Annotated in this window: 1 rRNA gene; it reads left to right on the plus strand. The window is 53.0% G+C overall.

What is annotated here, in order from left to right:
* Nucleotides 1-35 precede the first annotated feature (35 nt).
* A 16S ribosomal RNA gene (locus BHE89_RS20250) occupies nt 36-481 on the plus strand; the annotation flags it as partial.

The following is a 481-nucleotide window of genomic DNA, read 5'->3' on the forward strand; positions in this document are numbered from 1 at the left end:
CTAAGTTTTCGATTTCTTTGAGCATCAAACACTTTTAATTGAAGAGTTTGATCATGGCTCAGATTGAACGCTGGCGGCAGGCCTAACACATGCAAGTCGGGCGGTAACAGGAGAAAGCTTGCTTTCTTGCTGACGAGCGGCGGACGGGTGAGTAATGTATGGGGATCTGCCCGATAGAGGGGGATAACTACTGGAAACGGTGGCTAATACCGCATGACGTCTACGGACCAAAGCAGGGGCTCTTCGGACCTTGCGCTATCGGATGAACCATATGGGATTAGCTAGTAGGTGGGGTAACGGCTCACCTAGGCGACGATCTCTAGCTGGTCTGAGAGGATGATCAGCCACACTGGGACTGAGACACGGCCCAGACTCCTACGGGAGGCAGCAGTGGGGAATATTGCACAATGGGCGCAAGCCTGATGCAGCCATGCCGCGTGTATGAAGAAGGCCTTAGGGTTGTAAAGTACTTTCAGCGGGG

This window comes from Shigella sp. FC1967, from assembly GCF_001743005.1.
Lineage (GTDB): Bacteria > Pseudomonadota > Gammaproteobacteria > Enterobacterales > Enterobacteriaceae > Proteus.